Source organism: Brevundimonas olei (assembly GCF_037055245.1).
GTDB classification, from domain to species: Bacteria; Pseudomonadota; Alphaproteobacteria; order Caulobacterales; family Caulobacteraceae; genus Brevundimonas; species Brevundimonas olei.
On record NZ_CP146369.1, the window covers coordinates 676258 to 702381 of the forward strand.

The window sequence follows — 26124 nt, forward strand, 5'->3', positions numbered from 1 at the left end:
GAGTGGTCGTTCATGGCGCTCTCCTTCCGAGAAGCAATGCTCCAGCACGCCAACCGATCCTGAAATTCTGCGAGAAGGGCTTTAGAACCAGGCCTTGACGCCGACGACGAGGCGCGTGTCCTCGGGATCCTGGCCTCTGGCCCTGGCGTAGTCGGCGGTCTCGCCCAGCGAGCGGCTCCATTCGACGCCGACGTAGGGGGCGAACTCCTTGCGGATTTCATAGCGCAGACGCAGCCCCGCCGTGACCGAAGTCAGGCCCGAGCCGATCTCCAGCTCCGGGATGTCGCTGGCTGACAAGGCCATCTCGATCGCCGGCTGCAGGATCCATTTCTGGGTGATGCGCTGGTCGTACTCGGCCTCGACGCGGGCGGTCAGGTCGCCTTCGGTCGACAGGAAGGCGGCCGCGCCCATCTCGAACCAATAGGGGGCGACGCCCTGGACGCCGACGGTCAGGTGGGTGGCGTCCTCGCCATCCGGACGGAAGTCCTGGCGCACGCCTGCCTGCACGTCCCAGAAGGGCGCGATGGCGCGGCTGTAGAGGGCCTGGACCTCGACTTCGTGCAGCTTGCCGTCGATCTCGCCTTCGCCCTCGGTTTTCCACCAGAAGCGATTGATGTCGCCGCCGGTCCAGCCCTGGGCGCCCCAGTTGTAGGTGTCGGCGCCGTCGCCGAACCCGGCCTCGAGGGAGTCGATCAGCACGGCCGTCGAGCGGATGTCGCCGTTCTCGGCCAGAAGCTGCTTGCGCGCCGCCGCCATGACAGCGGGGTCGAACAGCAGGTCGGCGGCGTGGGCCGGAGCCGAGCGAGCGGCGGCCGGAGGCGGTGTCTCGACCATGCGGCCGCCGACGGCGTCCACGCTGGTCGGGATGTTCGGCCCGCCGCGCGCGGCGCTCATGTCGTGACCCGCATGCGGATCTGCGGGCGCAGCGCCATGCCCGGCGTGCGGATCGGCCTGAGCCGCCGGAGTTGGAGCCATGTTGTGACCCGCGTGGGTGTCGGTCGGGGCCGCGTTGTGACCGGCATGCGGATCGGTTTGAGCGGCTTGGGCCTGGGCCTGGGCTTGGGCCGACGCCATGTCGTGGCCGGCGTGGGGATCGGCCGCAGCCGCGCCATGTCCGGCATGGCCGCTCATGTCATGACCGGCGTGCGGATCGGCCTGAGCGTCGGAGACGGCGGCGCCGTGCATGGGGCAGGGCTTTCCGTCGCGCATCATGGGACAGTCGGGCGCGGGCGCGGGGGCGGCGGCCGGCGTCTGGGCGGCAGGTGTCGGCGACGCCGCGGGAGCATGACCGGCATGGTTCTGCGCGACGGCGGATCCGGCCGCGATCATCAGGGGCAGAGCCGCGACGGCGGCGAACAGGGCGCGGCTCATCGGGCGGCTCCATCCAGCGGGCGAACGGTGACGACGTTGAACATGCCCGCGTGCATGTGCATCAGTAGGTGACAGTGGAAGGCCCAGTCGCCGGGCGCGTCTGCGGTCAGGTCGAAGGTGACCTTGCCGCCGGGGGCGACGTTGACCGTGTGCTTCAGCGGCTGATGGCCGTCGTGGCCGTTGACCAGTTCGAAGAAGTGGCCGTGCAGGTGGATGGGGTGGGCCATCATGGTGTCGTTGACCAGGGTCACGCGCACCCGCTCGTTCAGCTCGAAACGGATAGGCTCGACCAGTTCCGAGAATTTGCGGCCGTCAAAGCCCCACATGAACCGCTCCATATTGCCGGTCAGGTGGATTTCCATGGTGCGCGACGGCGCGCGGCGGTCCCGGTTCGGCGTCAGGGCGCGCAGGTCGGCGTAGACCAGCACGCGGTGGTCGACGTCTTCCAGGCCCTGAGGCTGGTCGGCCAGGCGGTTGGACGGGACGGGCGAGATCATGTCCACGCCGACGCCGACCGCCATGTCGGCCGGGGCGTTGTTCGGATCGCGCATGCTCATGCCGCCATGATCCATGCTTGCGTGATCCATGGGGGCGGCGGGGCCATGTCCCATGGCCGAATGATCCATCCCCGCCATTGGGCCGTGATCCATGCCGCCCATGCCCCCGCCCATGCCCATGTCCTTCGTGGTCAGGTTCGGAACCTGGCGCAGGGGCGGAACCTCAGCCGTCATGCCTAGGCGGGGCGCCAGGGTGGCGCGACCCATGCCCGAGCGGTCTATGGCTTCGGAGACGATGGTGTAGGCGCGGTCCTCAAGCGGACGGACGATGACGTCATAGGTCTCGGCCACCGAAATCTGGAACTCGTCCATCTCGATCGGGCGGACGTGCTCGCCGTCGGCCTGCACCACGGTCATGGGCAGGCCGGGAATGCGAACGTTGAAGATCGACATGGCCGAGGCGTTGATGACGCGCAGACGAACGCGCTCGCCGGGCCGGAACAGGCCGGTCCAGTTCTCTTCCGGGCCATGGCCGTTGACCAGATAGGTGTAGGTCGTGCCGTTGACGTCGAGGATGTCGCGCGGGTCCATCCGCATCGAGCCCCACATCCGCCGCTCGGACAGGCTCATGCGGTCCGAACCGTCCAGCAGGCCCGCCAGGGTCGTCTTCTGCTGGTTGAAGTAGCCGGGGCTCTTCTTCAACTTGTCGAGGATTTCGTGCGGATGCAGGAAGCTCCAGTCCGACAGGACCAGGACATGTTCGCGGTCATAGGCGACCGGGTCGGCGCCGGCCGGGTCGATGACGATGGGGCCGTAGTGGCCCATGGCCTCCTGAAGGCCCGAATGGCTGTGATACCAATAGGTGCCCGACTGCTTGATCGGGAACTCATAGACGAAGGTCTCGTGCGGCTTGATGCCGGGGAAGCTGACGCCCGGCACGCCGTCCATCTGGAACGGCAGCAGCAGGCCGTGCCAGTGGATGGAGGTGTCCTCCTCCAGATGGTTGGTCACCGACAGGCGCACGTTCTGGCCTTCGCGCATACGAAGCAGGGGCGCGGGCAGCAGGCCGTTGACCATGAAGGCGTGGCCGGTGCGGCCGCCGACGGTGAAGTCGGCGTGGCCCACGCTCAGGTCGATGTTCGACCCCGTCAGCGTCGGCAGATCGGCGCGCAGGCCCGGCGATCCGGTCTGGGCCCAGGCGGGCAACAGGCCCTGCAGGCCCAGTATGCCGCCGCCCATGGCCGCGCCTCGCAACAGGGTTCGCCGGTCCAGTGATGTTGTCGCCATGAGGGTCTCGGAGCAGGCCGCTCGCCACGAGGCGGAGCGCAAAGGAGGGTTCGTCGGGAATACGCGGCCCTGGCCGTCATCCCTCATTCGACGGATGGCGTCCGCGAGCGTCAGGACGTCGCAGGTCCGACCTCAGCGTAGAAGCCGCAGATTCAACTTCTGCCGGGCGCGGGCGATGCGGGTTTCCACCGTCTTGGACGTGACGCCCAGAACCTCGGCGATCTCGGCGTGGCTGCGGCCCTCCAGCGAAGCCAGCAGCAGGGGCGCCTTGAGGTGGTCGGGCAGGTCGGCCAGGGCGCGGTCCATCTCGGCCATGCGGCGGCGGTCGTCCAGCCGGGTTTCGGCTTCCGGCGCATCCTCGCCCACAGCCATGGCTTCAGGCGTGTCGAGGCCCATGACGCCGCGCACGATGCGGCGCACTGCGCGCTTGCGGCCCCAGTCGCGGCATTTGTTGACGGCGATCGAGCGCAGCCAGGTCGCGAACGGTCGGGTCGGGTCGTAGCGCCGGATGGCCAGCCAGGCGGAGACATAGGCCTCCTGCAGCAGGTCGTGAGCCTCGTCCGCATCGCCGACATAGCGTCGAACGAAGCGATGCAGGTCGCCGCTGGTCGTGGCCATCAGGCGGGAGAAGGCCTGGCGGTCCCCGCGCGCGGCGCGCGCCTCGTCTGTGTCGTCGTCGGCCGCCACCTCGGCCTTACCGGGGCTCTTGCGTAAGAGCGCCGGCGATTTCCTTGTCGAAGACGCGGGCCTGTTCCGGCGTCAGGACCGCGCGCATCTCGAACACATGGGCGATGGTGGCCTTCTGCAAGGCGCCCATGGCGTCGTGGAAATGGTCGACTGCGGCGCGGACCTCGGGGCTGTCGCCCTGGCTGGCGGCGATCGCGTTGGCCAGTTCGCGATTGGCGGCGCGGACGTCGGCCTCCAGCGTTTCGCGTCGTTCGGCGAATCCGGCCTCGATCTGGTCCAGGCGGGCGTCCTGGTCCGCAGTCAGGTCGAGCTTCCGGTGAACGATCTCGTGCAGGCCGGGGGTCTCATGCTGCCTCATCATCCAGCCTGCGCCCAGCCAGGCGCCGCCGGCGCTGGCCAGGGCGGCCAGGACGACCGTCAGGGCGATCGACTTCCAGTTGGTCGTCATCCGCCGACCTCGAAGCTGGTCATCGGCGACAGCCCCGCCGAGACGCTGAAGACGTGAATGTCCGAGGGGCGCGGCTTGAACGCCTGTCCCAGGACGCCGCCGTTGGTCACGCCGACCAGCAGGGCGACAGCCATGACCGCCAGCCGCACCTGACCTGCGCTGCGCTGCGCCTGGCGCTCCTCGATCCGGCGCCAGACGCGCCCCTCCAGATCAGCCAGTCGGGCGTCGTCGTCGCCGGGAAGCGGTCTCGTCAGCATCCGCTCGATGTCGTCGGTCATTGCAAAATCCTCGCGGCCTCGCCGGAGAATACGCGGCCTGTCGCTGTTTCCCTTGAAAGCGCATGAGGGCGCGCGCGTCGATAGGCGTATAGGTTTCATTCGGCCGTTGCGGCCGCGGCGCCTTGAGCTTGAGGGGAAGCGATGAAGGTTCTGCGTTACTCGACCCAGATTCACAAATGGGTGGGCCTGGTGGTGGGCCTGCAGGTGCTGTTCTGGGTCGGAGGCGGTCTGGTCATGACCGCGATCCCGATCGAAACGGTGCGCAGCGAGCACCGGCTGAAGGCGTCGACGCCCGCGGCCCTGCCGCTGGAGCAAATTCTTTCGTTGGCTGAGGTTTCGCGCCTTTCCGGAGTGACTCCGGTGCGGGCCGAACTGAAGATGACGCAGCGCGGCGCGGCCTGGATCATGACGCCGGTTGAAGGCGCGTCCGTCACCCTGGACGCCGAGACCGGCCGGCCTTTCGCGGGGATGAGGGCGGACGAAGCCTCGGCCCTGGCCGCCGCAGCCTATCGTGGCGAGGCGGCGCTCAGGTCGGCCGTCCTGCTGGATCAGGCGCCGAAGGAAACCGGCCGCGACGGGCCGATCTGGCGTGTGGATTTCGATGATGCGGAACGCACGGCCTTCTATCTGTCGCCGCAGACGGGGGAGGTGGTCACGCGGCGCTCGGCGGTCTGGCGCTTCTATGACTTCTTCTGGCGGCTCCACATCCTCGACTTCAAGGACGGCGACAACTTCAACCATCCGTTGCTGATCGGCCTGACCGTGCTGACGCTCAGCATGGTGGTGACGGGCTTCATCCTGTTGTGGATCCGGTTGGCGCGCGACCTGAAGACGGCGGGGGCGGTGCGGGCGGCCCGTCGCAAGGCCGCCCTCTAGGAAGACGTCGTTACAGCGCCGCTGGGGGCGGCAGGGCGCCCATGACGGCGATTACGGCCAGGATCGTCAGGGCCAGGATGAATTCGACCGCCAGGCTTTTTTTCAAGTGCGGCAAGGCCTGGCCGGCGTCCCTGGTCATCAGGGGCGCCAGGCGGAAGCGGTGAAGCGCCGCCAGGGCGACCATCAGGCCGAACAGCGCCAGCTTGATCATCAGAAGGACGCCATAGGGGCTGTCGCCCAGGCTGAGCGCCCTGGACAGGCCGACCAGATAGGCGCTGTTGATCAGGCCGGTCACGACCAGGGCGCCGACGGCCGCTGCGCCGACCCCGGCGAAGCCGGTCAGGCTGCGCGCCACGCCCGCGTCCCAGGCGGCGTCGCCCGATGGTCGACGCAGGATCAGGACGGCGAAGGCGGCCAGGGCGCCGATCCAGACCGAGGCGGCGACGGCGTGGACGATGTCCGAGATCAGATGCACCGCATGGCCTGACCCTTCGGTCGCCGCGCCGTGACCGGTCCAGGCGAAGCTGGCCGAGATGATGAGGCCCAGCAGCGTCAGCCCGCCCCACATCAGACGACCCGGTCGCAGCAGCAGGGCGGCGGCCAGCGCCAGAACGGCGGCCAGCGTCCGCACGACCATGGCCTTGCCCAGTCCCATGCCGGTGATCATGAAGCTCAGCGAGGCGGGTTTGACGGCCTCGCTCAACGACCCGGCCATCATGGCGGTCTGAGCCAGCAAGGCGGCGGGCGCGGCCAGCGCCAGCGCGGCCGCCGCCCAGATCAGGGCGGACCGCGACCAGCGCAGATTTAGCGGCCCGATCGCTCGCGCGCTGTAGAGCATGAAGGCGGGCAGGCCGAGCAGCAATGCGCCGGCGGCGTATTGCACGCCGCGCAGGATGACGATCCAGACCTCGATCATCTCAGCGGACGACGAAGTCGTAGCTGCCGGTCATGCGGTGGCCGTCAACGGAGGCGATGCGCCAGTTGACGACATAGGCGCCGGCGGCCAGCGGACGCGCCAGCGCGCCGGTAATGGTCTTGCCGTCCTGGCTGACCTCGGTGCGGATCGTCGCCTTCGTCCCGGCGGCGTTGACCACGTCGAAGCTGGAAAAGGCCGGGGCCACACGCTCGCTGAAGGTCAGGGTCACCGTGCGCGGCGATGCGACGGTCGATTTGGCGGCGGGCGTGGCGCTGACCAGGCGGGCGTGCGCCTGAGCCGCGATAGGGGGCAGGACGACAGAAGCCAGGGCGACGGCGGCGGCTAGGCTGGGGAAGGCGAGGGGGCGAAGGAAGGACATGACAGGCTCCGGTTCAGAAGGGGGTTCGGTCAAATTACGCAGCGACACGGGGCGTCCCTCGCGAAGCCGCCTGGAGGTCAGCGTGAACCGGCGGCGTGGGGGAACTCCTTTCCGCGACGCGCGCTGCTCCCGGGAAGGAGGTCGCCGTGGCTCAAATTCCCTCGCCCGCGCACCCGGACGGCGACATCGGCCTCCTGAAGGCGGCGCCGGATGCGTTCGACCTGATGTTTGAACCTTTCCCGATGGAGAGCGGCGCTCACGGCGGGTCTGACCGCAGGTGAGCCGGGCGAGCGACAGGCCGGAGGGGCCGGGCGAGACCCACCCCCTCAAGGAGAACATCGTCCTCCTCGGCGCGCTGGCCGCCAATCTCGGCATCGCCGTCGCCAAGTTCGTCGCCTCGGCGATCAGCGGCTCCTCCTCCATGCTGACCGAGGGCGTGCATTCGCTCGTCGACAGCGGCAATCAGATCCTGTTGCTCTACGGCCAGCATCGCGCGAAGCGCCCTGCGGATGGGCTTCACCCCTTCGGCTACGGACGCGAGCTCTATTTCTGGGCCTTCGTCGTCGCCATCCTGATCTTCGCCGTGGGCGCCGGCGTGTCCATCTATGAAGGCTGGCTCCACATTCGAGATCCGGAGCCTCTGGGCGATCCGCGTATCAACTATGTGGTTCTCGCGGTGGCGGCCCTGCTCGAGGGCGGCTCCTGGGCCATCGCCGTGAAAGCGTTCAACGCCAAGCGGCAGGGGGCTGGCTGGTGGCGCGCGGTGCGACGCTCCAAGGATCCGGCGGGCTTCATCGTCCTGTTCGAGGACAGCGCCGCCCTTCTCGGCCTCGCCATTGCGGCGCTGGGCGTATGGACGAGCCATGCCCTGGGCGAGCCGCGCATCGACGGCGTCGCCTCGATCGCCATCGGCCTGATCCTCGCCCTGGTCGCCGTCCTTCTGGCCCGCGAGGCCAAAGGGCTGCTGATCGGAGAAAGCGCCGATCCGGAACTGGTCCACGGCATCTGGGCCGCCGTAGAGCGAAGCCCCGGCGTGGCGGCGGTGAACCATGTGCGCACCATCCATACCTCGCCGGACGCAGTGTTCGTCGCGGTCAGCGCGGATTTCGAGGACGGCCTGGCGATGGGGGAGGCCGAGACCGTCATCGAGGCGCTCGAAACCGAATTGAAGCAGCGGTATCCGCAGCTCACCTCGATCTATATCCGGCCTGAAAAGGCGGAACTGGCGCTGCGGCAGGCGCCGCCCACGGCCGCCCGGGTCGGCTAGAGGTTTCGGAACGGCGAGGCTAGGGTCTTGTGTCCGGTTGGCGGGCCCGCTTCCGGCGCCTAGTGGAAATCCCGCGATCCCGGCAGGATGCGGACGTCCCGCGGATGCCGGTGCGACGGGCGTCGCGGCGGTTGCGGGTTAGCGACGACATCGGCGCGGGCGAGCTGGATGTCGGTCTCATGGTCCTCTGACAGGCGGGACAGTTCGGCGCTGCGGTCGATGACGCGGCGGGCGACGACGTGGACCACGCCTTCGGGACTTTTCTCGACGACGCCTTCGACCTGCATCAGGCGGGCGGCCATGACCTCGCGGCGGAACTGGTCCAGCATCCGCGCCCACAGGACGACGTTGGTGATGCCGGTCTCGTCCTCCAGGGTCACGAAGACGGCGTTCCCCTTGCCCGGCCGCTGACGCACCAGGACCACGCCGGCGACCCGCACGAGGGAGCCGCCGCGCTTGGCTTCGGCGGCCGCGCAGGTCAGCACCCGGTCGGCGGCGAAGACGGGACGCAGGATGGCCATGGGGTGGGCCTTCAGCGACAGGCGCGCGGTCTGATAGTCGGCGGCGACGTGCTCGCCCAGCGGCATCGTGGGCAGACGAGCGTCGGGCTCGGCGCCCAGTTCGCGCGCGCCCCGTTCGCGCGCCTCGGCGGCGGCGAACAGGGGCAGGGGATCGTCGTCGGGCAGGCGGCGCACCGCCCACAGGGCCTCGCGACGGTCCTGGCCCAGGGAGCGGAAGGCGTCGGCGTCGGCCAGCTTGCGCATGGCGGCGGCGGGCAGTTCGGCGCGCCGGGCCAGGGTTTCGATATCGGCGAAGGGCGCCGCGGCCCGCGCCGTCGACAGGGCCTTGGCCCAATCCTCCCTGAAGCCGTCGATCTGGCGCAGGCCCAGACGCAGGATGGGCGCTTTCTCAGGCCCCTCCAGACTGTTGTCCCAGTCGCTGTGGGAGACGTCGATAGGGCGCACCTCGACCCCGCCGACCTCCTGCGCCTCGCGCACGATCTGGGCGGGGGCGTAGAAGCCCATGGGCTGGCTGTTCAGCAGGGCGCAGGCGAAGGCCGCGGGGTGGCGTTTCTTCAGATAGGAGGAAATATAGACCAGCCTGGCGAAGGAAACGGCGTGGCTCTCGGGAAAGCCGTAGGAGCCGAAGCCCTTGATCTGCTCGAAGCAGCGCCGCGCGAAATCGGGCTCATAGCCACGCGCGATCATCTGGTTGACCATCTTGCCTTCAAAGCGCTGAAGGTCGCCGTCTCCCTTGAATGTCCCCATGGCCTTGCGCAGGCCGTTGGCCTCGTCGGGAGTGAAGCGCGCGGCGACCATGGCGATCTTCATCGCCTGCTCCTGAAACAGGGGCACGCCCAGAGTCCGGCGGAGCACCTTCTTCAGCTCGTCGGGCGGACCGTAGAGGCGGCCAGGCGAAGGATAATGAACCTTTTCCAGGCCGCTGCGTCGCCGCAGATAGGGATGCACCATGTCGCCCTGGATCGGCCCGGGCCGGACGATCGCCACCTGGATGGCCAGGTCGTAGAAATTCTTGGGTCTCAGGCGCGGCAGCATGTTGATCTGGGCTCGGCTCTCGACCTGGAAGACGCCGATGGACTGACCCTTCTGGAGCATCGCGTACACGTCCGCCTGTTCGTCCGGAACGGTGTGCAGCAGGTAGGTCTGCTTCTGGTGCGCCTGGATCAGGTTGAAGGCTTTCCGGATGCAGGTCAGCATGCCCAGGGCCAGCACATCGACCTTCATCAAGTGAAGCGCGTCGATGTCGTCCTTGTCCCACTCGATGAAGGTGCGGTCCGGCATGGCGGCGTTGCCGATGGGGACCATCTCGTCCAGCCGATCCTGGGTCAGGACGAAGCCGCCGACGTGTTGGGACAGGTGGCGCGGAAAGCCCAGAAGGCGTGAGGCCATGACGACGGCGCGGCCGATCATCGGATTGGCGGGATCCAGACCGGCTTGTTCGATCTGACGAGCGCTGATTTCAGAGCCCCAGCTTCCCCATTGCGTCGAGGCCAGGCGGGCGGTGACGTCCTCGGTCAGGCCCAGGACCTTGCCCACTTCGCGGATGGCGCTGCGGGGACGATAACAGATAACCGTGGCGGCGATGCCGGCGCGATGTCGACCATATTTTTCATAGAGATACTGGATGATCTCTTCGCGCCGCGCATGCTCGAAGTCGACATCGATGTCGGGCGGCTCGCCTCTACTCGTGGACAAGAAGCGTTCGAACAGCAGATCATGTTTGGCGGGGTCGACCGAGGTGACGCCGAGCACGTAGCAGACCGCGGAATTGGCCGCCGATCCACGCCCCTGACAGAGGATTCCCAGTTCTTCAGCCTTTTGGACGATGTCTCGGATGGTCAGGAAATAGGGGGCGTAATCAGCATCCTTGATGAAGGCCAGCTCCCTTTCCAGGGTCGTCCGAACGCTGTCGGGAACACCATCCGGGTACTTGGAGTCGGCATTGCGCCAGGTGAGATACTCCAGCCATTCCTGAGAGGTCTTGCCGGGCGGCGTAGGCTCCTGCGGATAGTTGTAGGTCAGGTCGCTCAGGTCGAAGGTCGCACGTGACAGGAGGGCGGTCGTCTCGGCCACCGTCTCTGGCGCGTCCCGGAACAGGCGGACCATCTCGCCCACGGGTTTCAGCCAGCGTTCAGCGTTGGCCTCCAGTCGACGGCCGGCGGTCTCTATGGTCGCGCCTTCGCGGATGCAGGTCAGGACGTCCTGCAGGTCGCGGTCGTCGGGAGCGGCGTAGAGGACGTCGTTGAGCGCCAGCAGGGGAACGTCCGCTCGTTCCGCCATGGCCTTGAGCCGGGCCAGCCGGCGACGGTCGTCGCCGCGCCTGTGCAGGGCGGCGCCCAGCCAGACCGCGCCCGGCGCCGCCGCGTTCATGCGGGCCAGCCCCTCTTCCAGCCCTGTCAGCCGGTCCGGCGGGACGAGGATCAGCAGCAGGTCCTCCGGATCGGCCAGCAGGTCGCGCAGGCCGATCTCGCATTCGCCCTTCTTCGCGCGGCGATTGCCCAGGGTCAGCAGGCGCGTCAGCCGCCCCCAACCCGCCCGCGTCTCCGGATAGGCGATGACGTCCGGCGTCCCGTCGTTGAAGACCAGCCGCGCCCCGGTCAGCAGGCGGAAGTCCGCCGCGCGGCGCTTCACCTCCTCGGACAGGGCCGGATCGTTCAGCGGGTCCTCGATGAAGGCGATCTCGCCGGGACTGCCGCCGTCGCGCATCCTGTCCGGCGGGGCCAGACCCTCGACGCGAATCTCCTTCAGCGCGCTCCAGGCCCGCACCACGCCCGCGACGGTGTTGCGATCGGCCAGCCCCAGTCCGGCGTGGCCGCGCTGGATCGCCGTCAACACCAGATCCTTGGGATGCGAGGCGCCGCGCAGGAAGGAGAAGTTGCTGGCCGTCGCCAACTCGGCGTAGTCGCCGCAAGGGTCGAGCCTCCTCATGCGAACAGGCCGTGGATGAACCAGCGCGGCTCGAGCGTCTCGCCATAGAGGCCCTGGCGGAACAGCCAGAAGCGGCGGCCGTCCCGGTCCTCGACCCGGTAATAGTCGCGGGTGCGCTGGTTCGGCGCGCGCCACCATTCGCCGCTGATCCGCTCGGGCCCTTCGGCGCGGGTCACCTCGTGCAGGACGCGGCGCCAGCGGAACTTCAGCGGATAGCCGTCGGGGACCTCGGCCAGGGTTTCGACCGGCTGGGGCGGGTCGAACATCTGCAGAGGGCGCAAGGGCGGATCGTCGGGGTCGAGATCGGGCCAGGTCTCGTCGCTATGACGGCCGGCGGCCGGGACTAGCCGCCCAGCGCGTTCGGGAATGTGGGAGGCGAAGGGCTCGAAGCGCAGCACGGCCTCCGGCCCCAGACGCGCGGTCAGCCGATCAACCAGACGGCTGAAGGCCTCCTCGCCAGGCGTCTCGCGCTCCAGGCCTTGCTGGGTCGGCGCCAGAACCTGGGTCCAGGGCACGGACATCCGCATCTGGTCGAAGCCGAAGCCGGGGTCCAGCGGGGCGGCCAGGGCCGCCATCCGCTCGCGGAACAGCCGCAGGGTCGCGGGGGCGTCGCGGGTCGGGCGGCCGGTGCGAACGACGACGCGGCGCGTCTCGCCGTCCACGCGATAGAAGCCGGCCTCGAAGGCGCGGCCGCCCAGACCGGTCTGATCCAGCTGGTCCATGGTCTTGACCAGCAGGTCGGACAGGACCCGCTCCACGTCCTCTGGCGCCGAGATCGGCTCGAAGAAGACGCGGTCGACGACCACGGGCGCGGGCGGACGATGCGGAGTGATGCGCATGTCCTCATCGCCCAGCACCCGCGCCAGTCGGGTCGGGAAGTCGGCGCCGAAACGGGCGGCCAGGGGCGCGCGGGGCCGATCGTCCAGATCGCCCAGCCGCTTCAGGCCCAGGCGACGCAGGGCCTCGTCCTCCTTGTCCGAAAGCTCCAGGGCGGCGACCGGCAGGCGGCGCGCGGCGGCGCGGTCCTGGCCGGGTTCGAACCGGCCGCCGGGGCCGAAGCGGGCCAGGGCGCGCGCGACCTGGGGCGTTCCAGCCAGGGCGCACCGGATTTTGAGTCCGGCGCGTTCGGCCCGCGCCTGGACCGTCCGCATCAGGCCTGTCTCTCCGCCGAACAGGTGGGCGCAGCCGGTCACGTCCAGCATCAGGCCGTGCGGCGGGTCCAGCGCGATCATGGGGGTGAAGCGGCCGAAATCCTCCAGCACCCGCTCCAGCAGGGCGTCGTCGAGGTCCGGGCGATGGGCGACGACGCGTAGGGCAGGGGTCCGCGCCCGCGCGTCGGCCAGGGCCAGGCCAAGGGTCAGCCCCGCCCGCGCCGCCGCCGGATCGACGGCCGCCAGCCGCAGCGCGCCCTTGATCTTCTCGGCCAGGACGACGGGCGGCTCATCCTCAGGCGGCGTGTCGTCCCGCTGTTCCCGACGCTGCAGCCGGTCGCTGGGCAGCCAGGGGAACCAGACCGCCAGATAGCGGCGCGGGCGGGCGGAAGGTTCGCTGTTCACGATCCCACTCCATGATCCAGGTTCCGGTCGCCCCGCCACGGCGTCGCCGCAGCAGGGTCGCGGAAAAAGACGGCCGCCCCGGCGCTCCGCCTTCCAGAGGTTCTGACGCGCAGGACGTCACCGACCAGCGGGTCTCGGCCGCGCTTGGGCAGGGCAGAGCGCCCGCTCGCGCCAGGAACAGGGTTGCGCCGCCCGTCTCGGCCGCCAGCGCCAGTCGGCGGCTGGCCGTCAGGCTGAAGGCCTTGGCCTCGCCCCAGGCGCTCAACAACACGGCGCCCACGGCGGGACTGCGCAGGGCTTCTTCGCCGACGGCCAACAGGGTCTGCACGTCGCGCGTCCGCACCAGCAGCAGGTCGCGCGGAGATAAGCCCATCTCATGCAGGCCCGGACCGTGCGGCCGTCCCGCCTCCTGGGCCACCATCTCATGCAGGCCCCAGACGACGGGACGCCCGGCCGCCGCCCGCAGCGCCATGCCCAGACCGAAGGCGTTGATCGCCACCGCGTCGGCGGGTGCTGCGGCGTAGAGATCATGCAGAACGCCCGTGGCCAGCGGCGCAAAAGCGTCGTCGCTTCTCGCGCGCACGCCCGCGCCGACGCGACGACCGCCGGCCCGATCCAAGGCCTCCAGGCGAGTCTTCAGCGCCGCCAGAGCGTCAGGCTGAGAATGAATGTTCCGCATATGTTCTTATATGCGCGCCAACCCCCTGGGGGAGTCAAGCGAAGCGGGAGACAAGACTCGATACGGTCACTGTCAACGACCGATCCTGGCGTTTGGTTGGCCTCAATCCCCACTTCGCCGTCGCGCAAATGCCGGCGTGTCTGATGCTTCCAGCCGAACGCCCGCCCCGACCACCTCGTCCGCAGGCAGAAACATCACGCCTAGATTCTGAAGCACTGTGACCAACAGGTTGGCGTTGGCGCGGTTGATGGGGGCGAAGTCGTTCGTCGCTTCGGCGCGCTTGATGGTGTTTACGGCCAGGCCGGTGCGCTCCGACAGGTCCAGGACCGACAGATTCAGAAGGCCTCGGGCGCCGCGCAGTTGGGCGCCTGTGGGGTGGTTTGGGGAGCGCGCTCGAGGTGTCTTCATAATTAAATTTGACTCTTTAGACTCATTTTGAATTCATGGACTCATTATAAATCTGGAGTCTTATCTGTCCATGAAGAACCAATTCGAATTGAATTGTCCCATTCACGGGGCGCAGTTGAAGCGCGCGGACTGTCGGCGCTGCAACGCTCTCTATATGAGCGCCTATATGCGCCAGCGGCGGCGTCGCGACCCGGTTGCGGCCTTGCTGGGGCGGGCGCGAGAAAGGGCGGCGCGCCTGGGCTTGCCGTTCAATCTGCGCCGTCGCGACGTGGTGGTGCCGCCGGTTTGTCCTGTGCTCGGCGTGCCGCTGGCGGCAGGTTCCGAGCGGTCGAGCGGATCGCCTTCGCTGGACCGCATCAGGCCCGCCCAAGGCTATGTGCCTGGGAATGTTCGCGTGATCAGCGACCGCGCCAATCGCCTCAAAGGCGCCTGCACGCAGGAGCAGGCCAGAAAACGCGTTCGGTCGGCGCCGCCGCCGCGTCGACCTGATCTGGAAAAGATCGCGGCCTATATCGAACGGGAGGAGCTTCTGGCCGAAGTGCGCCGGAAGGCCGCACAAGGCGGTCGTGCAGGCGCCGAATGGGAGAAGGTGGCGATCTTTCTGGACAAGGCGTTCGTCGCTGCGGACTGGCTGCGGAAAGATCAGAAGACGTAATGTGTTGCCAAGCGCAGGTCATTTCTTAACAAAAACAACAAGATAGATGATTTTTCTTGTTGCGCCTGGAACGTCGTTCGTTGTATATATGTGTGGACGACAACTGACGCCCGAAGAGGTGTCTGTCCCGGTATCCCGCCGGGCGCCTCTAGCGATTGTCGTCTCTGACGATCGAGTTCGCTGTTTTGTCCCATGTAGAGCGTTATCTTCACGACCGCAGGTCTGACGCCATCACGTCTTCGACCCCGCTTCGCCTGACTGTGGCGGCGCGTCTCGCCTTTCCTGACGGCTCTGTCTCGGCGCGCACCTTGCGGCTGGAGGCCAGCCGTGGGCGCCTGATCATAGAACGGATCGGCAACAAGGATTTCACCACTCTGGCCGCCATCGAAGCGATGAGGGAACTGTGCCGCGTCCCGCCCAACCCCCGCGCCTCTATCTGCGCGAACGAAAGGGCCGAGAGGCCCGCTATGTCATCCTCGACCGTGGACGTGAAATCGGCACGGGCTTTGGCGAGTCGGACCAGCGAGGCGCTGAAGAGGCGTTCGGCTGCTATCTAGCCGACAAGCACCGGCCTGATTTCGGCGATGGCCATCCGTCCAAGGTCGCCGTCGCCGACGCGCTGACCTATTATCTGGAATCTCTGCGGGACGATCATTCCGGTCCGGAGCCCTATCATGTCGACCGTCTGCTGGAGGGTTTGGGGGGCCTGACCTGCGACGCGATCAACATCGACGCCTGCCGGAAGTACGTGAAAGCGAGAACCGGCGGCGCCCATGGCCGTAGACCGGTGGTGGAGGCCACCGCCCGGCGTGAACTCGAGACCTTGGCGGCTGCGCTGAACCTGCTCCATCGCCATGGAAAACTGGATCGGCCGATCCCGATCGCGAAGCCGGATGCGGGGCAGCCCAATGAGCGTTGGCTCACGCGGATGGAAGCGGCGCGGCTTCTGCGCGGGGCCTTGGGGTATGAGGCGGTCGGCGTTGACGATCAGGGCGGCGTCAAAGGGTGGCGTCGTGTCGCTGAGCCCAACTATCATGTGGCCCGTTTCATTCTGATCGCCCTCTATACGGCGACGCGCCATTCAGCCGTTTTGGCCCTGCGCTGGACGCGGAGCCCGACGGCAGGCTCGGTCGATCTGGTCACGGAAACCATCCATCGTCGGGGCACTGCGGAACGGGAAACGCGGAAGCGTCGGCCGCCCTGTCCGATACCGCATCGGCTGATGCCGCACCTGCGGCGATGGCGTCGGCTGACGATCCATGGCCCGTGCGAATACGAAGGGGAAATCATCCAGCGTCAGCGCAGCGGCTTTGAAAGCGCCAAGGAGCGGGCGGGCCTGGGGGCGGACGTGACGCCGCACACGCTGAAGCACACCTGCATCACCTGGCTGCTTCAGAAGGGGGTTCCGACCTGGCAGGTCGCCGGCTTCACCGGCACCAGCGAAGGGCTGATCGCCAGGGTCTATGGGCATCACAGCCCGAACTACATGGAAGAGGCGCGCTCAGCGATTGGTCGGCGATGACCTGGGCGGGGAGCATTTCATGGGCGTTTCCTGGGCAGGACGATCTCCCGGATGGAGAGCAGTTCCAAAAAGCCTAAGGAAAAGAATGGTGGACGCGACAGGGATTGAACCTGTGACCCCTACGATGTCAACGTAGTGCTCTCCCGCTGAGCTACGCGTCCGCCTGTTCTGCGGCCCCTCGGCGTGTGCGCCGGTGGGCGGGAAGGCGGCGTCTATAACCCGCCGTTTGCGGGGGCTGCAAGGGGCTTTGACGCCTTTGTTCGACTTTTCTTTCGGTTAGGCCGCGATCATGCGTTCGACCTCGTTCACCAGGTCGCGCAGGTGGACGGGTTTGGACAGGACCTTGGCCTGGGGCGAGGCCTGGGCGGCGCTGAGGGCGACCGCCGCGAAGCCGGTGATGAACATGATGCGCAGGCCCGGCTGGCGGGCGGCGGCGACGCGGGCGACCTCGATGCCGTCGGCGCCCGGCATGACGATGTCGGTCAGCAGCAGGTCGTAGGGGCCCTGGTCCAGGGCGTCGATGGCGTCGTCGCCGTTTTCGCAGGCCACGACCTCATGGTCGGCCCGCTCCAGGGCGCGGGTCAGGAAGCCGCGAAGAGAGTTGTCGTCTTCGGCCAGAAGAATGCGCGCCATGATCGAATCGAAACCGTTGGGAAATTGGCGGCCAGCCTAGGCCCTGCGGAGTAAACCGGCGGTGAAGACGACGGGGGGCGCAACGGCTTCAGGCGCGCCTTTCGCGACAAAGCAGGCTATGGCCAAGGCATGGATGCGCATCAGCCGCCCTTCTGGATCGTTCCGGCCGAGGCTGGGCGGGCGACGCCTCTGGTGTTCGCCTCGCCGCACTCGGGCGACCTCTATCCCGAGGACATGCAGGCGGCGGCCTCGATGCGCGCGGTCCGCAGCGCCGAGGACGCGGCCGTCGATCAGTTGGTCGACGGCGGTCCGGCAGAAGGCGCGGCCCTGATCGCGGCGCGGATCGGTCGAGCCTACGTCGATCTGAACCGGGCGCCGGACGAGTGGGATCCGGCGCTGATCACGGACGCCGTCGCACCGCGCGCCAGCGCCAAGGCCCAGGCGGGGTACGGCGTGGTGGCGCGATTGGCGGGGGACGGCACGCCGCTCTACGATCGACGGCTGACGTGGGGCGAGGCCGAGGCGAGGGTGGCGCGGGTCCATGCGCCCTATCATGCGGCCTTGCAGGAGATGATGGAGACGGCGCGGGTGCGGTTCGGGCGAGCGGTGCTGATCGACTGGCACTCCATGCCGGCGCGGGCGACGAACGGGGCGGTGGACGTGGTGCTGGGCGATCGGCACGGGACCAGTTGCGAGGCGCTGTTGACGCGGCGGCTGCGGCGGCTGTTCGAGGCGCAGGGGCTGACGGTCGGCCTGAACCGGCCCTATGCGGGCGGCTATGCGACCCAGAGCTGGGGGCGGCCGGACGAGGGTTTTCAGGCGATCCAGGTGGAGCTGAGCCGGGGCCTGTACTGGGATGATGCGGCCTGGGCGCCCTCGCCGGGCTGGACGCGATGTCGCTCGGCCTTGCGGCGGGTCATCGCCGGCCTGTGCGCGGACCAGAGCGCCTGACGACCGCGAACGAGGCAAAAAAAGAGCCGCGCCAAACGGCGCGGCTTTGGAAAGTCTATAGGGAGGAAACGCCCAGGAAGGGCAAGACGCTCGAAAGCGTCGAAAAACAAGTTAGTTTGCAGCGCACAAAAATACAAGCGCCGAGTCAATCTTATACAATCACGGGGTGTTACGAAGTCTGACGTCGCCTCTCGGCGGCGCGGGGCGGCGATGGCGATTTCGCATTTGCGAGATAATCATCCGCGTTCAAGCAGACGGCGGGCCTGGCGAATGGCGCTGGCGGCGGGCGAGGCCAGCTGACGCCAGGCCAGAAGGGCGAACACCGACACCGCGCCCAGCATCAGCCACAGCGGCCCGAACAACCAGGCGGCGGCGGCCAGGGCGAAATAATAGCCGCGAACGCCCTGGTTGAAATTGGTCAGTGCGGGGTTCAGCAACCGCCCCACGGCGCGGCCATAGGCGACGCGATCGGCCTCTTCGTGGATTTCCGGCGCGGCGCCGATCAGGGCCAGGGTGTAGTTCAGCTGGCGCAAGGCCCAGATGAAGTCGAGGAAACCGCGCGCCAGGCAGACCAGAACCAGGGCCAGCTTAGCCTCCATCAGGCGCGGAGCGACGGGCTCGGCCCCGACGGCGGCGAAACCGCGCATCGCCGCCTCGCCCCCGAACAGCACCCCGGCCACGGCGGCGATCAGCAGCAGATTGGTCGAGGCGAAGAAGGAGGCCGAGTTGATCGAATGGCCCATCAACTGGCTGTCGATCAGCCGCATCTCGCGATGGGTCATGGCGCGCATCCAGGCGTCGCGCACCGACAGCATGTCCATGTTGAGCGAGCCGCTGCGCCGCGCCACCAGGCGGATCAGCGGGCCATAGCCCAGCCAGGCGACGACGAAGACGAACAGGGCGATCCAATCGAACAGACTCATGTCTGGATTGACGCCACGTCAGCCGCCGCAAGGCAAGCGTGATCGCCGCGACGCTTGCCGTAAAGCCGCGCAAAGCTTATCACGCGCGTCAATTCTCCCCGTTCGCACCTGCAATAAGAGCGTACCATGAACATCGACGCCATCCCGGTCGGCCCTAACGCGCCGTGGGACATCAACGTCATCATCGAAATTCCGCAGGGCGGACTGCCGGTGAAGTATGAGATGGACAAGGAGTCGGGCGCCCTGTTCGTCGACCGCTTCCTGCACACCGCCATGTACTATCCGGGCAACTACGGCTTTGTGCCGCACACCCTGTCGGACGACGGCGATCCCTGCGACGTGATCGTGCTGAACCCGACGCCGGTGGTGCCCGGCTGCGTCATCCGTTCGCGCCCGATCGGCGTGCTGAAGATGGTCGATGAAGCTGGCGGCGACGAAAAGATTCTGGCTGTGCCGGTCGACAAGCTGAACCCCTACTACACCGAGGTCTCCAGCTACCGTCAGCTGCCCGCCATCCTGATCGAGCAGATCGAGCACTTCTTCACCCGCTACAAGGATCTGGAGAAGGGCAAGTCGGTCAAGGTCAACGGCTGGGGCGACGCCGGCGAAGCCGCAGAACTGATCGCGGCGGGCATGAAGGCTCACCAGGCCAAGCTGGCCGCCAAGGCCGACGCCGCCGCCTGAGGCGAGCCTGTCTGAATAGAGAAAGACCCCGTCGGGCGAGCCGGCGGGGTCTTTTTTGTGCGTTGCCGCTCGTCCCATTGAGCGCCGTTTCTGAAGGGGAGGGAGAGGGTCAGCCCTTCGCCCGGAACGCCGCGATCGCCTCGACAGTCTGGCGCACCTTGGCCTCGATGCCGGCCCAGTCGCGCGCCTGAATGGCGGCCTCGGTAATCAGCTTGGAGCCCATGCCGGTCGCCACGATGCCGGCCCCGAACCATTTGGCGATGGAGGCTTCGTCCGGGTCGACGCCGCCCGTCGGCATGATCTTGCTCCAGGGCATGGGGCCCAGAACCGCCTTGACGAAGTCTGGCCCGCCGACGGAGGCGCCGGGGAACAGTTTGACGATCTCGCAGCCCAGCTCCTGCGCCTCGGAGATGTCGCGCACCGAGCCGCAGCCGGGCGAATAGGCCACCTGTCGCCGATTGCAGACCCTGGCGACGTCGGGAACCAGGCAGGGGCTGATGACGAAGCGCGCGCCCGAGGCCAGGTAGAGGGCCGCCGTCGGCGCATCCAGGATCGAGCCCACGCCCATGATGATGTCGGGATCCGTGCGGCTGAATTCCTTGGACAGGGCGGTGAAGGTCTCCCAGGCGAAGTCGCCGCGGTTGGTGAACTCGATCGCCTTGGCGCCGCCGCGGGCGCAGGCCCGGATCACCTCGGCGCAGACCTCCTGGTCGGGGTGATAGAAGACCGGCACCACGCCCTGGGTTTCAAGGGCGGTCAGCACGCTGAGGCGGTCGTGGCGCATGGAGGTCTCCTTCAAGATCCGAGGCCCGCAGATCGGCGCGCGACGCCCCTGACGTCAAGGGTAACCGGGATCAATCCTGGTAAGCGCCGCTATTCGGCGGTCGCCAGCTCCACCAGCCGCTTCACCATGGCGCTGTCGGGATCGGCCAGCGGGTCCAGGACGGTGAAGTGGTCGGCGCCCTCCACGATCTCGACGCGGGTATCGGCGCCCTTGCCGCCCCAGGCGGCGGCCATCTCGCGGCTCTGGCGCACGAACTCATTGCTCTCCTCGCCGCCGACCCAGCAGTCCAGCGCCGTGCCGCCGGGCGTCGAGCCGTTCGGCGCGGGCCAGTGAATGGGCGACAGCGCGCGCGCGATCGGCGCGTCCAGTCCCAGGGCTTCGTTCAGCGAGGTGTGGACCAGCGGCTCCAGATCGAACACGCCCGAGATCGCCAGCGCCGCCCGCGCTCGGCCCTCGGACAGCATGCCCGCCGCCATATGGCCGCCGACCGAATGGCCGAAGACCAGCGGCCGCTTGCCGGTGCGGGCGCGGACCGCCTCCGTCGCCTCGCGCATCTGGCTGATGATCTTGCCGACCGAGACGCCGGGCGCGAGATCGTATCCCGGCACGGCGACGCTGATTCCATGCTCCAGCAGGGCGGGCGCGACCCAGGCGAACCAGCCCCGATCCAGCGACTGCCAATAGCCGCCGTGCATGAAGACGGCGACCGGCGCGCCGGACCCGGCGTCGAACCACTCCATCTTCTGCCGTTCGGACGGGCCGTATTCGATCGTCTCGGGCCGATGGGCGTCGATCACCCGCAGCGAGTCCTTGCGCCAGCGATCCAGGATAGCGGGGTGCCCCGGCACGCGGGCGCGGTTGTTGTAGGCCGCCTCATAGGCCGCGGCCCGTTCCATCGTCAGCGTCGCCTCGGGCGACAAAGCCTTACCCATGTCGTCTCCATCCGCTAGAGACCTCCACTTGAACGGGAGGCTTGAAGGCCATGATGACCGCCATTTTCGTCTTCATCAAATGCGAGTTGGGCCATGCCCACGATGTTGCGGCCGATCTGGTCGACAATGTCGAGAATGTGAGCGAGGTCTATTCGACCTCGGGCCAGCACGACCTGCTGGCCAAGTTCCAGCTGCCCAAGGACGCCGACATCGGCGCCTTCGTCACCAAGCAGGTGCAGACGCGTCCGCACATCCGCGACACCTTCACCGTCATCACCTTCTCGCCCTTCATGCCCACCAAGAAGTAGGTTCCGTTTCCAAAAAGGACCGGCTAGCGTCCTCTCCAAGCAAGAACGCGAGGGAGGGCGGCCATGGCCGATCTGGAGACGTTCCGCGCCGAGACGCGCGCCTGGCTGGAGGCGAACTGCCCGCCTGAATGTCGCGGCGCCGCGCCGGGCGAGGCCGAGATGGTCTGGGGCGGCCGCAACGCCGTCTTCCCGACTCCTGCGCACAAGGTCTGGCTGGACCGCATGGCCGAGCGCGGCTGGACCGCGCCGGAATGGCCGCGCGAATACGGCGGCGGTGGGCTGAACCGCGAGGAGGCCAAGGTGCTGGCGTCGGAGATGCGCCGCATCAAGGCGCGGCCGCCGCTCTACAGCTTCGGCGTCTGGATGCTGGGGCCGGCGCTACTGGCCTTTGGCACGGAAAAGCAGAAACAGCGTTTCCTGCCGCCCATCGTGCGCGGCGAAATCCGCTGGTGCCAGGGCTATTCCGAGCCGGGCGCCGGGTCCGACCTCGCCTCCATTCAGACCCGCGCTGTCGATCAGGGCGACCACTGGATCGTCAACGGTCAGAAGATCTGGACCTCCTACGCCGACAAGGCCGACTGGATCTTCTGCCTGGTCCGCACCGATCCCGAGGCGCCCAAGCATCTGGGCATCAGCTTCGTCCTGTTCGACATGGCGACGCCGGGCGTGACGACGCGGCCCATCACGCTCATCAGCGGCAAGTCGCCCTTCTGCGAGACCTTCTTCGACGACGTGCGCGTGGAAAAGGAGAACCTAGTGGGCGTGCTGAACCGGGGCTGGGACGTGGCCAAGGCCCTGCTGGCGCATGAGCGAACCATGATCGGCGCCATGGGCGACACGGGCGTCGGCCGTCCGCTGGGACAGGTCGCGGCCGATCATCTGGGGCTGGACGAGGCCGGGCGGCTGGACGAGCCGCTGCTGCGCGCCCGCATCGCCGACTATGACATCGACGCCGCCGCCTTCCGCCTGGCGATGGAGCGGGCGGGCGATCAGATGAAGGCCAAACAGGCCCACCCGGCCATCGCCTCCATGCTGAAATACTACGGCTCCGAACTGAACAAGCGCCGTCACGAACTGGCCATGGCGGCGGGCGGATCGGACGCGCTGGAATGGGAGGGCGACCGCTCGAACGACGGCCAGGCCGCCCGCGACTGGCTGCGCACCAAGGCCAACTCCATCGAGGGCGGCACCAGCGAAGTCCAGCTGAACATCATCGCCAAACACCTGCTGCAACTGCCGGGGGCGTGACGCCACGCCCGCCGTCATCCTCGGGCCTGACCCGAGGATCGAGGGCTGCGCCGGACTGGACGCCGCCCGCTCGCCACCACGCCCGATGCCCGGATCAAGTCCGGGCATGACGAAGAGAAAGTAGGATTGATGCCCCTGATCCTGACCGAAGAGCAGATCATGCTTCAGGACGCCGCCGACGGCTTCCTGAACGAACGCGCGCCCATCGCCCATCTGCGCCGGCTGCGCGACAGCCGCGACCCGGACGGCGTCTCGCGCGACCTGTGGAGGGCGTTCGGCGAGATGGGATTTTCCGGCGTCGTCATCCCTGAGGAAGACGGCGGCTCGGGCCTCGGCGCCGTCGAGGCGGGCGTCATCGCTGAAAGTCTGGGCCGCACCCTGACGCCGTCGCCCTTCATGGGCTCGTCCGTGCTGGCGGCGACGGTGCTGAAGACGGCGGGATCAGAGACGCAGAAGCAATGGCTGGGCCGGATCGCGGCGGGCGAGGCCATCCTCAGCCTGGCCGTCGACGAAGGACCCAAACACGCGCCCGCGAAGATCGCTGCGCGCGCCGAACGCTCGGGCAACGGCTTCAAGCTGAACGGCGCCAAGGGCTTCGTGTTGGACGGCCACATCGCCGACGCCCTGATCGTCGCGGCGCAAACTGACGACGGCCTGACTCTGTTCCTGATCGATCCGGCGACGCCGGGCGTCTCGGTCGAGCGCACCGTCATGGTCGACGCCCACAACGCCGCCCGCGTGACCTTGAGCGAGGTTCAGGTCGACGCCGACGCCGTGATCGGCGCCGTGGGCGAAGGGCAGGGACCGCTGGACGCCGCCCTGACGCTGGGCCGCGCCTGCGCCGCCTCGTCGCTGGTCGGGGCGGGGGGCCAGGCGTTTAGGATCACGCTCGACTATCTGAAGACCCGCAAGCAGTTCGGCAGGCTGATCGGCGAGTTCCAGGCCCTGCAGCACCGCGCCGCCCATCTGTTCACCGAGCTGGAACTGGCCAAGGCGGCGACGCTGGCCGCGCTTCAGGCCATCGACGCGGGCCGTCCCGACGCCGAACAGGCCGCCGGAATCGCCAAGGCCAAGGCGGGCCGCGTCGCCGAACTGGCGGTGCAGGAGGCGGTCCAGATGCACGGCGGCGTCGGCATGACGGACGAGTTCGACGTCGGCCTGTTCATGAAGCGTGTCCGCGTCCTGAACGAGTTGCTCGGCGACGCCCATTTTCACGCTGAACGCCTGGCCAGGATGCAAGGATTCTGACGATTTCCGTTTGATCCAGGGCAAAGCCGTGCGGCTCGGGGTGACGGTTTCGCGGCGATCGCTTACATCTCCCGGCAAGGGAGAAACGACATGACGCGATCCAACGCGCCCGCCTATCAGAGCGGTTTCGCCAACCACTTCGCGACGGAGGCGGTGGACGGCGCCTTGCCGGTGGGTCGCAACTCGCCGCAGCGTCCGGCGCTGGGCCTCTATGCCGAACAGCTGTCGGGCACGTCCTTCACCGCCCCGCGCGACCATAATCTGAGAAGCTGGCTCTATCGCCTGCGGCCGTCGGCCCAGCACGGGCCCTATCAGCCGTTCGCGCAGGGGAGGGTGCGCTCCGGTCCCTTCACCGAGACGCCGCCCAATCCCAACCGGATGCGCTGGGACCCGCTGCCCATGCCGGACCAGCCGACCGACTGGGTCGAGGGGCTGACGACCTATGGCGGCAACGGTTGCGCCGATTCCGGGACGGGGGTGGGCGTCCACCTCTATGTCGCCAACCGCTCGATGGTCGACCGGGTCTTCTATTCAGCCGATGGCGAGCTGCTGATCGTGCCGCAGCAGGGGGCGCAGCGCTTCGTCACCGAGATGGGCGTGATCGAGGCGGCGCCGGGCCATGTGGTCGTCATCCCGCGCGGCGTGCGTTTCCGCGTCGAGGTCGACGGTGAGGTTCGCGGCTATGTCTGCGAGAACTACGGCGCGCCCTTCCGCCTGCCGGACCTCGGCCCCATCGGCTCGAACGGCCTGGCCAATCCGCGCGATTTCGAGACCCCGGTCGCCGCCTTCGAGGACGTGGATCGTCCGACGGAGTGCGTTCAGAAATACGGCGGAAAGCTGTGGGCTGTGACCTTCGACCACAGCCCGCTGGATGTTGTGGCCTGGCACGGCAACTACGCGCCCTACCGCTATGACACGGCGCGGTTCAACACCATCGGCACCGTCAGCTTCGATCACCCGGACCCGTCGATCTTCACCGTCCTGACCTCGCCCAGTGACACGCCCGGCACGGCCAACTGCGACTTCGTCATCTTCCCGCCGCGCTGGATGGTGGCCGAGGACACCTTCCGTCCGCCGTGGTTCCACCGCAACGTCATGAGCGAGTTCATGGGGCTGATCTTCGGCGAGTACGACGCCAAGGCGGGCGGCTTCGCTCCCGGCGGCGCCTCCCTGCACAACCGGATGAGCGGCCACGGTCCGGACCAGGCCAGCTGGGACGGGGCGACCAGGACGGACCTCAAGCCGCACAAGATCGAGAACACCCTGGCCTTCATGTTCGAGACGCGCATGCCGATCCGCACCACGGCCTGGGCCGAACAGACGCCGTTGATGCAGCTCGACTACGACGACTGCTGGACCGGCTTCCAGAAAGGCCGCACGGCGTGAGGGGGAAATCGATCATCATGGCGGCGGGGCTTTCGGCTCTGCTGGCGCTGGCCGGATGCGCGCCGTCCGCCGAGGAGGCGACCGGCCAGTCCGCCGACGCTGCGGCCTGCGCCGCTCGGGGCGGAGAGATGCGTCCCGTGGGAAGGCTGCAGAGCGTCCAGTGCGTCATTCGCTACGCCGATGCGGGGAAGCCCTGCACTGACGGCGCCCAGTGTCAGGGGGACTGCCTGGCGTCCGCCGACGCCCGCCCTGCGGCCGGCGCGGCCGCGAGCGGCTTCTGCGCCGCAGACAGCAATCGTTTCGGCTGTCGCACCGTGATCGAGCACGGCCAGGCCAAGCCGACGCTCTGCATCGACTGACGTCATGAAAAGGGCCCCGTCGCGATCACGACGGGGCCCTTGTTCTGTGCGAGGTCCTGTTTAGGACTTCGGCGGGGTGTTCGAGGTGGTCATGCCGCCGTCCAGGTTGCCGGCCTCGGCCTTGATGGCGTCAGCCTTCTCGTCGGCCTTCTTCTGCACGGCGTCGGCCTGGGCGTTGAGGGCGTCGGCCTGTGCGTCGGTCGGGGCGACGTCGGCCTGGTTCTCAAGCTGCGTGGCGGTGACGTCGGCTTCCGCTTCCACGGCGTCGGCGCGAGCGTCCGCTTCCTTCTCGGCCGGGTTCTGGCAGGCGGCCAGGCCGGTCATGGCGGCGACGGAAACAGCGGCGAGAACGAGTTTGCGCATGGTTGTGCTCCAGATGGTTGAGCCTTGGAA

Annotated in this window: 27 protein-coding genes and 1 tRNA gene; 11 read left to right on the forward strand and 17 right to left on the reverse strand. The window is 68.0% G+C overall.

All coding sequences use genetic code 11. The features are described from left to right. Window positions 1-81: 81 nt before the first annotated feature. The 5 genes from V8J38_RS03270 to V8J38_RS03290 all read right to left on the reverse strand — a co-directional run bounded on the left by V8J38_RS03270 (window position 82) and on the right by V8J38_RS03290 (window position 4568). Window positions 82-1371 (reverse strand): copper resistance protein B, encoded by a 1290-nt coding sequence (locus tag V8J38_RS03270; RefSeq protein WP_338577871.1) that lies wholly within the window; start codon window positions 1369-1371, stop codon window positions 82-84. Further along, on the reverse strand, window positions 1368-3155 hold the full coding sequence (locus V8J38_RS03275) for a copper resistance system multicopper oxidase (protein WP_338577872.1): 1788 nt from the start codon (window positions 3153-3155) through the stop codon (window positions 1368-1370). Before V8J38_RS03275 ends, V8J38_RS03270 begins: the two co-directional genes overlap by 4 nt. A 132-nt stretch (window positions 3156-3287) precedes the next feature. Then, window positions 3288-3842, reverse strand: a complete 555-nt coding sequence (locus V8J38_RS03280) for an RNA polymerase sigma factor (protein WP_338577873.1) — start codon at window positions 3840-3842, stop codon at window positions 3288-3290. Window positions 3843-3849: 7 nt separating this feature from the next. Continuing rightward, complete coding sequence (locus tag V8J38_RS03285) at window positions 3850-4290, reverse strand: Spy/CpxP family protein refolding chaperone (protein ID WP_291779014.1); 441 nt, start codon at window positions 4288-4290, stop codon at window positions 3850-3852. Further along, window positions 4287-4568, reverse strand: coding sequence for a hypothetical protein (locus V8J38_RS03290; protein ID WP_291779018.1), 282 nt, complete (start codon window positions 4566-4568; stop codon window positions 4287-4289). The genes V8J38_RS03285 and V8J38_RS03290 overlap by 4 nt, the downstream gene beginning before the upstream one ends. A 141-nt stretch (window positions 4569-4709) precedes the next feature. Here V8J38_RS03290 and V8J38_RS03295 point away from each other — a divergent pair, with 141 nt between their 5' ends. Next, window positions 4710-5444, forward strand: a complete 735-nt coding sequence (locus V8J38_RS03295) for a PepSY domain-containing protein (RefSeq protein WP_338577874.1) — start codon at window positions 4710-4712, stop codon at window positions 5442-5444. Between the two features lie 10 nt (window positions 5445-5454). Here V8J38_RS03295 and copD read toward each other — a convergent pair whose 3' ends face one another. After that, window positions 5455-6360 (reverse strand): copper homeostasis membrane protein CopD, encoded by a 906-nt coding sequence (gene copD, locus V8J38_RS03300; RefSeq protein ID WP_338577875.1) that lies wholly within the window; start codon window positions 6358-6360, stop codon window positions 5455-5457. 1 nt (window position 6361) lies between these two features. After that, complete coding sequence (copC, locus tag V8J38_RS03305; RefSeq protein WP_291779028.1) at window positions 6362-6739, reverse strand: copper homeostasis periplasmic binding protein CopC; 378 nt, start codon at window positions 6737-6739, stop codon at window positions 6362-6364. 277 nt (window positions 6740-7016) lie between these two features. Here copC and V8J38_RS03310 point away from each other — a divergent pair, with 277 nt between their 5' ends. Then, window positions 7017-8006 (forward strand): cation diffusion facilitator family transporter, encoded by a 990-nt coding sequence (locus tag V8J38_RS03310; protein WP_338577876.1) that lies wholly within the window; start codon window positions 7017-7019, stop codon window positions 8004-8006. A gap of 59 nt (window positions 8007-8065) precedes the next feature. Here V8J38_RS03310 and V8J38_RS03315 read toward each other — a convergent pair whose 3' ends face one another. From V8J38_RS03315 to V8J38_RS03330, 4 genes are all read right to left on the reverse strand, one after another. Further along, complete coding sequence (locus V8J38_RS03315) at window positions 8066-11455, reverse strand: error-prone DNA polymerase (RefSeq protein ID WP_338577877.1); 3390 nt, start codon at window positions 11453-11455, stop codon at window positions 8066-8068. Then, the gene (locus V8J38_RS03320; RefSeq protein ID WP_338577878.1) at window positions 11452-13011 is read right to left on the reverse strand and encodes a DNA polymerase Y family protein; all 1560 of its coding nucleotides are present in this window, start codon (window positions 13009-13011) and stop codon (window positions 11452-11454) included. The genes V8J38_RS03315 and V8J38_RS03320 overlap by 4 nt, the downstream gene beginning before the upstream one ends. Then, window positions 12902-13690 (reverse strand): hypothetical protein, encoded by a 789-nt coding sequence (locus V8J38_RS03325; protein ID WP_338577879.1) that lies wholly within the window; start codon window positions 13688-13690, stop codon window positions 12902-12904. The genes V8J38_RS03320 and V8J38_RS03325 overlap by 110 nt, the downstream gene beginning before the upstream one ends. A gap of 102 nt (window positions 13691-13792) precedes the next feature. Next, window positions 13793-14098: an XRE family transcriptional regulator gene (locus V8J38_RS03330; protein WP_338577880.1), complete on the reverse strand. Its 306-nt coding sequence runs from the start codon at window positions 14096-14098 to the stop codon at window positions 13793-13795. A gap of 70 nt (window positions 14099-14168) precedes the next feature. On the opposite strand from V8J38_RS03330, the gene V8J38_RS03335 reads away from it, so the two are divergent. After that, entirely contained in the window at window positions 14169-14753 is a 585-nt protein-coding gene (locus V8J38_RS03335) for a hypothetical protein (protein ID WP_338577881.1), read from the forward strand. A 403-nt stretch (window positions 14754-15156) separates the two neighbouring features. Beyond that, the gene (locus V8J38_RS03340) at window positions 15157-16275 is read left to right on the forward strand and encodes a site-specific integrase (RefSeq protein WP_338577882.1); all 1119 of its coding nucleotides are present in this window, start codon (window positions 15157-15159) and stop codon (window positions 16273-16275) included. 86 nt (window positions 16276-16361) lie between these two features. Here V8J38_RS03340 and V8J38_RS03345 read toward each other — a convergent pair. Both V8J38_RS03345 and cpdR read right to left on the reverse strand, forming a co-directional pair. Then, window positions 16362-16436 (reverse strand) — tRNA-Val (locus V8J38_RS03345). A gap of 115 nt (window positions 16437-16551) precedes the next feature. Continuing rightward, entirely contained in the window at window positions 16552-16908 is a 357-nt protein-coding gene (gene cpdR, locus V8J38_RS03350) for a cell cycle two-component system response regulator CpdR (protein WP_003166166.1), read from the reverse strand. Window positions 16909-17037: 129 nt separating this feature from the next. Between cpdR and V8J38_RS03355 the strand changes: the two genes are divergently transcribed. Then, window positions 17038-17859 (forward strand): N-formylglutamate amidohydrolase, encoded by an 822-nt coding sequence (locus V8J38_RS03355; protein WP_338577883.1) that lies wholly within the window; start codon window positions 17038-17040, stop codon window positions 17857-17859. A gap of 236 nt (window positions 17860-18095) precedes the next feature. On the opposite strand, the gene V8J38_RS03360 is transcribed toward V8J38_RS03355, so the two are convergent. After that, window positions 18096-18782, reverse strand: coding sequence for a DUF599 domain-containing protein (locus V8J38_RS03360; RefSeq protein ID WP_291779066.1), 687 nt, complete (start codon window positions 18780-18782; stop codon window positions 18096-18098). Between the two features lie 126 nt (window positions 18783-18908). On the opposite strand from V8J38_RS03360, the gene ppa reads away from it, so the two are divergent. Further along, the gene (gene ppa / locus V8J38_RS03365; protein WP_291779068.1) at window positions 18909-19466 is read left to right on the forward strand and encodes an inorganic diphosphatase; all 558 of its coding nucleotides are present in this window, start codon (window positions 18909-18911) and stop codon (window positions 19464-19466) included. A 109-nt stretch (window positions 19467-19575) separates the two neighbouring features. Here the strand turns inward: ppa and V8J38_RS03370 are convergent, their stop codons facing one another. After that, a complete protein-coding gene (locus tag V8J38_RS03370) occupies window positions 19576-20250 on the reverse strand; it encodes a bifunctional 4-hydroxy-2-oxoglutarate aldolase/2-dehydro-3-deoxy-phosphogluconate aldolase (RefSeq protein ID WP_338577884.1) in 675 nt (224 codons plus the stop codon). 89 nt (window positions 20251-20339) lie between these two features. Then, window positions 20340-21182, reverse strand: a complete 843-nt coding sequence (locus V8J38_RS03375; protein WP_338577885.1) for an alpha/beta hydrolase — start codon at window positions 21180-21182, stop codon at window positions 20340-20342. 50 nt (window positions 21183-21232) lie between these two features. Between V8J38_RS03375 and V8J38_RS03380 the strand changes: the two genes are divergently transcribed. The 5 genes from V8J38_RS03380 (at window position 21233) to V8J38_RS03400 (ending at window position 25731) form a co-directional block, all read left to right on the forward strand. Beyond that, a complete protein-coding gene (locus tag V8J38_RS03380) occupies window positions 21233-21490 on the forward strand; it encodes an Lrp/AsnC ligand binding domain-containing protein (RefSeq protein WP_291779074.1) in 258 nt (85 codons plus the stop codon). A gap of 63 nt (window positions 21491-21553) precedes the next feature. Then, complete coding sequence (locus V8J38_RS03385) at window positions 21554-22738, forward strand: acyl-CoA dehydrogenase family protein (protein ID WP_338577887.1); 1185 nt, start codon at window positions 21554-21556, stop codon at window positions 22736-22738. Between the two features lie 129 nt (window positions 22739-22867). Further along, window positions 22868-23986 (forward strand): acyl-CoA dehydrogenase, encoded by a 1119-nt coding sequence (locus V8J38_RS03390; protein ID WP_338578585.1) that lies wholly within the window; start codon window positions 22868-22870, stop codon window positions 23984-23986. 90 nt (window positions 23987-24076) lie between these two features. Then, window positions 24077-25372, forward strand: a complete 1296-nt coding sequence (hmgA, locus tag V8J38_RS03395; protein ID WP_338577889.1) for a homogentisate 1,2-dioxygenase — start codon at window positions 24077-24079, stop codon at window positions 25370-25372. Next, complete coding sequence (locus tag V8J38_RS03400; protein ID WP_338577890.1) at window positions 25369-25731, forward strand: hypothetical protein; 363 nt, start codon at window positions 25369-25371, stop codon at window positions 25729-25731. The genes hmgA and V8J38_RS03400 overlap by 4 nt, the downstream gene beginning before the upstream one ends. A gap of 60 nt (window positions 25732-25791) precedes the next feature. Here V8J38_RS03400 and V8J38_RS03405 read toward each other — a convergent pair whose 3' ends face one another. Beyond that, window positions 25792-26094 (reverse strand): hypothetical protein, encoded by a 303-nt coding sequence (locus V8J38_RS03405; protein ID WP_338577891.1) that lies wholly within the window; start codon window positions 26092-26094, stop codon window positions 25792-25794. Window positions 26095-26124 lie beyond the last annotated feature (30 nt).

Coding starts and splice junctions, on each gene's coding strand:
- V8J38_RS03270 (WP_338577871.1), bottom strand. CDS start 1,371: ATGAGCCGCGCCCTGTTCGCCGCCGTCGCGGCTCTGCCCCTGATGATC.
- V8J38_RS03275 (WP_338577872.1), bottom strand. CDS start 3,155: ATGGCGACAACATCACTGGACCGGCGAACCCTGTTGCGAGGCGCGGCC.
- V8J38_RS03285 (WP_291779014.1), bottom strand. CDS start 4,290: ATGACGACCAACTGGAAGTCGATCGCCCTGACGGTCGTCCTGGCCGCC.
- V8J38_RS03290 (WP_291779018.1), bottom strand. CDS start 4,568: ATGACCGACGACATCGAGCGGATGCTGACGAGACCGCTTCCCGGCGAC.
- V8J38_RS03295 (WP_338577874.1), top strand. CDS start 4,710: ATGAAGGTTCTGCGTTACTCGACCCAGATTCACAAATGGGTGGGCCTG.
- copD (WP_338577875.1), bottom strand. CDS start 6,360: ATGATCGAGGTCTGGATCGTCATCCTGCGCGGCGTGCAATACGCCGCC.
- copC (WP_291779028.1), bottom strand. CDS start 6,739: ATGTCCTTCCTTCGCCCCCTCGCCTTCCCCAGCCTAGCCGCCGCCGTC.
- V8J38_RS03315 (WP_338577877.1), bottom strand. CDS start 11,455: ATGAGGAGGCTCGACCCTTGCGGCGACTACGCCGAGTTGGCGACGGCC.
- V8J38_RS03325 (WP_338577879.1), bottom strand. CDS start 13,690: ATGCGGAACATTCATTCTCAGCCTGACGCTCTGGCGGCGCTGAAGACT.
- V8J38_RS03330 (WP_338577880.1), bottom strand. CDS start 14,098: ATGAAGACACCTCGAGCGCGCTCCCCAAACCACCCCACAGGCGCCCAA.
- V8J38_RS03335 (WP_338577881.1), top strand. CDS start 14,169: ATGAAGAACCAATTCGAATTGAATTGTCCCATTCACGGGGCGCAGTTG.
- cpdR (WP_003166166.1), bottom strand. CDS start 16,908: ATGGCGCGCATTCTTCTGGCCGAAGACGACAACTCTCTTCGCGGCTTC.
- V8J38_RS03355 (WP_338577883.1), top strand. CDS start 17,038: ATGGATGCGCATCAGCCGCCCTTCTGGATCGTTCCGGCCGAGGCTGGG.
- V8J38_RS03360 (WP_291779066.1), bottom strand. CDS start 18,782: ATGAGTCTGTTCGATTGGATCGCCCTGTTCGTCTTCGTCGTCGCCTGG.
- ppa (WP_291779068.1), top strand. CDS start 18,909: ATGAACATCGACGCCATCCCGGTCGGCCCTAACGCGCCGTGGGACATC.
- V8J38_RS03370 (WP_338577884.1), bottom strand. CDS start 20,250: ATGCGCCACGACCGCCTCAGCGTGCTGACCGCCCTTGAAACCCAGGGC.
- V8J38_RS03375 (WP_338577885.1), bottom strand. CDS start 21,182: ATGGGTAAGGCTTTGTCGCCCGAGGCGACGCTGACGATGGAACGGGCC.
- V8J38_RS03380 (WP_291779074.1), top strand. CDS start 21,233: ATGATGACCGCCATTTTCGTCTTCATCAAATGCGAGTTGGGCCATGCC.
- V8J38_RS03385 (WP_338577887.1), top strand. CDS start 21,554: ATGGCCGATCTGGAGACGTTCCGCGCCGAGACGCGCGCCTGGCTGGAG.
- V8J38_RS03390 (WP_338578585.1), top strand. CDS start 22,868: ATGCCCCTGATCCTGACCGAAGAGCAGATCATGCTTCAGGACGCCGCC.
- hmgA (WP_338577889.1), top strand. CDS start 24,077: ATGACGCGATCCAACGCGCCCGCCTATCAGAGCGGTTTCGCCAACCAC.
- V8J38_RS03405 (WP_338577891.1), bottom strand. CDS start 26,094: ATGCGCAAACTCGTTCTCGCCGCTGTTTCCGTCGCCGCCATGACCGGC.